The sequence below is a fragment of the Actinomycetota bacterium genome (assembly GCA_030774015.1).
Taxonomy (GTDB): domain Bacteria; phylum Actinomycetota; class UBA4738; order UBA4738; family JACQTL01; genus JALYLZ01.
The window spans coordinates 1-4,326 of sequence record JALYLZ010000038.1 but is presented as its reverse complement, the minus strand read 5'-3'; the positions used below and the strand labels follow the sequence as shown (position 1 = coordinate 4,326).

The following is a 4,326-nucleotide window of genomic DNA, read 5'->3' as shown; positions in this document are numbered from 1 at the left end:
TTCCTCACCGCCATCGTTCGGTTGCGGGCACTGCCGCTCCTCGCCTGAGTACCCCTTCTCCATCGGTGCGGTGCCATCCGCTCCTCCGGCGCGCCCCGTTCCGCGCACGCGCTGGTTCGGACCCACCACTGCACGACACAACGCCGTCGCACGGGTCACCCGGGACGCGTTCACCGTTCGGTTACAGTCTCTTGCCTACTCAGCGGGGCCCCGGTGGTCGGGGAGTCATTCCAAACGGTGGATCGAGGCTTAGGAGACACGCCTTAGGCCTTCCTAGACGATCTGAAGGCTGTCGGGCGGGAGCCGCGGCCCGGCGGGGACGGCGGCCAGAGGCGGAGTAGGTCCCTGCCCCCCAGCGGAAACACGAGCCTGTCCGCACAGACCGGCCTGGGGGCCGTGTCTAGGGCGTAGTGCCCACGTTGAAGCCGGACATTTCACGAACCTCCCACACAGCGAAAGGAGCCAGGGGGATGCTCCTCCCGTTGAGCAGGCACTCGACGGGAAGGAGGCGCCCATGGCTCCGGCGACGAGTCTGGCACGCCTGCGCAAACAGGTGTTGGACCTGGTGGCGAACAAGCGGATGAAGGTCCGGGAGGCCTGCGGGCAGCTCGGGATCTCCAAGAGCCGGTACTACGAGCTCCGGGCCCGGTACCTGCTCTACCGAGAGGCCGGGCTCCTGCCGAAGCCCCGGCCGCCCGAACGGCCTGACCGGCGTCTGCCAGCGCCACTCGTCGACCAGATCGTTGCCTACGCCGTGGAGCACCCAACCGAAGGGCCCAGGACCATCGCCGCGGCCCTGGTCCTGCCTCGGTTCGGGTCCTGGCGGGTCTCCCACGGAGGGATCTCCAACGTGCTCCGGCGGGCGGGCCTGGAGCGTCGCTCCGCCCGCCTGGCCGCCGCCGAGGCCCTGGCCGCGACCGAAGGCGGCCCCATCACCGAACGGGTCCTGCGGGACATCCGGGCCAGGGAGGTCATCCACCGCCACATCGGCTCGGACCAGCTCGGTGAGCAGGTCTTCCTCGACACCATGTACGTCGGCAAGCTCAAGGGGGTCGGGAAGATCTGGCAGTACTCCGCCGTCGAAGGGGCGTGCTCCTTCGGCTTTGCCGAGGTCCGGGCTGGTGAGAAGTCGGCCCGGACCGCCGCGTCGTTCCTGGAACACCAGGTGCTGCCGGTGTACCGGGAGGCCGGGATCGCCCTCGTCGAGGTCGTGGTCGACGGCGGGCCGGAGTTCAAAGGTGAGTTCACCAGGACCTGCCGGCGCCTGGGGATCTCGGTGCACCGGCTGCCGCCGCGCTCCCCCGATCTCAACGCCTTCGTGGAGCGGTTCCAGGGCACGGTGCTCCACCTGCACTACCGCACGGCCTTCCGGTACCGCTTCTACACCTTGGCGCGCGACATCGACGCCGACCTCCAGGCCTGGCTCCGCTTCTACAACTTCGAGCGGCCCCACCGGGGGTACCGCACGAAGGGCCGCCGACCCGCCGAGATCTTCTACGCCCACGCCCCCGCGCTCCTCGTGATGAAAGGATGGGAAGTCGATGAGTTCACCCCGCAAACTGTCCGGTCGTAGCGTGGGCCGCACGGTCTAGGGCGAGGCGGGCGGAGCCACCCCCCACGATGGGCCGATGATCTCGCCCTCTCCTGGATCGACGGGGAGGGTCCGCCTGTCGGTACCGTCGGGACGCATCACCACGAGCGCGTGGCTGTTGTCGACGTATTCGACGTAGGCGATCCATGCGCCGTCCGGGGACCAGGTTGCTCCCTCGGCCCAGGCCTTCTCCTGCGGCGAGATCGGGGTGACCTCGCCGCCCGCGGATGGGATGAGGAGCACCCGGGGCCACGCCAATCCGTCGGTCTCCGGCTCGTAGAAGAGCGTCGGGGCTCCCGTGAACACGATGGTGGATCCGTCCGGAGACCAATCCAGCTCTCCGACGCCGGTGTATGCATCGGTGAGCATCGTGTCGGTGGGCGTGGCTCCGCCGTGCCACACCCGGACCTGCTGCAGGGTCACGTCGACAAGGTAATGGCCGCGGGGCACCGGCGCCCGCCGGTGGGCCGCTATCCGCACGTACGCGATGGACCGGCCGTCCGGGGACCACGCCGGATGCCAGTCGTAGGCGGCGTCATCACCCGTCCCCGTGCCGGAGGCTGCGCCCTCCGTGACGGGGTGGGCATCGGATCCGTCGGTGTTCATCACCCAGATCCTGCCACCGCCGCCGACGTAGGCGATGCGAGTCCCATCCGGGGACCAGGCGGGGTCCTGTCCCGGTCCGAGCACGGTCGGATGGGTCCCATCGGCGTTCGCCACCACGATGTCGTACGTGCCCGAGTCGATGTGCTCGCTGTCGTAGACGATCTTGGTGCCATCAGGGGACCAGTCCGAGCTGTAGTCCCGGACCCCGGTGGTGATGCGCCGCTCCTGCCCGGTCGACGGGTCGAAGGAAAACAGGTTCCATCCATCGGGAAGCTTCTTGGCGTACAGGAGCGGGGCGTTCGGCAGCGGGCCGTTGCTCGGCGAGACCGCTGTGGGGGTCGGCTCCGACCCCGGGTGAGGGCCGTGGCCGGTTTGCAGGGCGGACGACACCAGCCAGACGGAAAGAGCGGCGACGGTGAGGCCCACTACCAGGGCGCCCAGCCTGCCGTGGCGCCGCTTGCGATCCCGCCTTCGCTCCAGTCGCCGTAGGGCGTCCTCGGGCGACGCGTAGTGGCGCGCCGCATGGGCCAGATCACGCTTCAGATCGTCGCTCATGGCTCTTCACCTACCTGTCGTCGAAGGTCGGCCCGCCCCCGGGACGCCAACGTGCGAACGGCGCCGGGAGACAAGCCGAGGAAGGACCCGGCCTCTTCAGCCGTGAACTCAAGGAGGTTCGTCAGCACGACGGCGGCCCGTTGCTTGGGCGTCAAGGCCGCAAGCGCTCGAACGATCGCCTCCTGCTCTTCGATCCGCTCGATGCTGTCGTCGGTCGGAATGAGGCGGACGGCCTTGCGGGCGGCGAGCGCCGCACGCCGGCGGCGCCTGCGGAACGCGTTCATCGCGCTTCGGTAGAGGTAGGCAGTGGGATCGTCCACATCGTTGGAGATGCGTTCCCACCTCGCCCACAACGCCAGAAAGGCGTCCTGCATGATCTCCTCCGCCTCGTGCCTGTTGCGAGTGACCAGGCAGAGGGCCCGGTAGAGACGGTCGTGCTCGACGGCAAAGAACTCCTCGAAGCTCAGAGCAGTCCCTTCATACCGGGGATGAGGCGCTGTCACCTCCACGAGCCATGAAGTCACGAGCGGGCGCGTTCGTTACTCGGGACCGAGAGACCACCGTGGAACCAACACGGGTCGGGGCTGCGACCTCCTGGGTCCGCGGGGGGGACGTGTTACCGGCCCTCTGTGGAGATGCGGTTCCGTCGAGGGCGCCATTGGATGGATACTCGGGCTGCTGGACGTCCGACGATCTCAAGTTCCGAGCCCCGCCCGCCTGGGCGCGTGCACTCCAATCCCAGAAGGTAGCTAGGAGCTGCTGACGATGAAAATGCCGGCCCGGGCGTCGATCACAGTGCCGAACGAACAAGGGGAACGCCACCTTCCGTTAGGCAGCGGGCATGCCGCACGCCCGGTTGCGTGGCCCCAGACATTGAGGTCGGCCGGTGGAATGTCGTGTGTTCTCCGCCCTTGTCTCGGGCCGCCTCAGCCGGCTGAGACGACGATGTGGCTTCCGCCCGTTACGTGGATCCTGGTCGTCCCGAGCGCCCGGCGGCCGGGGCCGGGAGCGCCCCGGGCGCCGTGAGCGCGAACATGGCTGCCAGGCCGACCGATACGATGCGCTTCTTCATCTTTCCTCCCCCTGGATTGCTGGACCATAGTCAGGATCGGGGGAAGCCCCGAGGGCCTTGAGGCCTTGGCGAGGCAGGGTGTTCATCCCGATGCTCCTCTGCTCGTGGCCAGAGGGAGTCGCTCGGGGCCACTACGACCGCAGTGCCGTGCTTGCCGTTCGGCAGAGTCACTGTCGACACGCTAGGCGTACGTCGAAAGGATCGTCGCCACGGCGTTCTCCACGGAGACGGCGCGGGCCTTGGTGAGGCCCTCGGACAAGACGGAGAACTCGTCCCACCGCTCCGATCGCTCGCCCCACACCCAGCCGGAGAGCGCCGAGACGCCGCCCAACAGGGTGCCGGTCTTGGCCCGGACCCGCAGGCCACCCCGGAACTTGTCAAGCACTTTGAGACACGCCCTCGTCACTCGTTCTGTGCGACCACCTCCTCCTGTGGCTCGTTGATCCAGGCGACCGTCGGCAACTTCGGTGGTGCCGGCCGGCGGCGACCGAACCGCAGCGGG

General features: G+C 68.5%; 4 protein-coding genes. 1 reads left to right on the top strand and 3 read right to left on the bottom strand.

What is annotated here, in order from left to right; genetic code table 11:
* Window positions 1-514 precede the first annotated feature (514 nt).
* On the top strand, window positions 515-1,573 hold the full coding sequence (locus tag M3Q23_03655; protein ID MDP9341207.1) for an integrase core domain-containing protein: 1,059 nt from the start codon (window positions 515-517) through the stop codon (window positions 1,571-1,573).
* A gap of 15 nt (window positions 1,574-1,588) precedes the next feature.
* On the opposite strand, the gene M3Q23_03650 is transcribed toward M3Q23_03655, so the two are convergent.
* From M3Q23_03650 to M3Q23_03640, 3 genes are all read right to left on the bottom strand, one after another.
* Window positions 1,589-2,752 carry a hypothetical protein gene (locus M3Q23_03650; GenBank protein ID MDP9341206.1) on the bottom strand — a complete coding sequence of 388 codons (1,164 nt, stop codon included), beginning with the start codon at window positions 2,750-2,752 and terminating at the stop codon, window positions 1,589-1,591.
* Entirely contained in the window at window positions 2,749-3,261 is a 513-nt protein-coding gene (locus M3Q23_03645; GenBank protein ID MDP9341205.1) for an RNA polymerase sigma factor, read from the bottom strand. Before M3Q23_03645 ends, M3Q23_03650 begins: the two co-directional genes overlap by 4 nt.
* Before the next feature lie 744 nt (window positions 3,262-4,005).
* The gene (locus M3Q23_03640) at window positions 4,006-4,209 is read right to left on the bottom strand and encodes a D-alanyl-D-alanine carboxypeptidase (GenBank protein MDP9341204.1); all 204 of its coding nucleotides are present in this window, start codon (window positions 4,207-4,209) and stop codon (window positions 4,006-4,008) included.
* Window positions 4,210-4,326 lie beyond the last annotated feature (117 nt).

Excerpts from the sequence above, each read along its gene's own strand:
- M3Q23_03655 (MDP9341207.1), top strand. The coding sequence starts at position 515 with ATGGCTCCGGCGACGAGTCTGGCACGCCTGCGCAAACAGGTGTTGGAC.
- M3Q23_03650 (MDP9341206.1), bottom strand. The coding sequence starts at position 2,752 with ATGAGCGACGATCTGAAGCGTGATCTGGCCCATGCGGCGCGCCACTAC.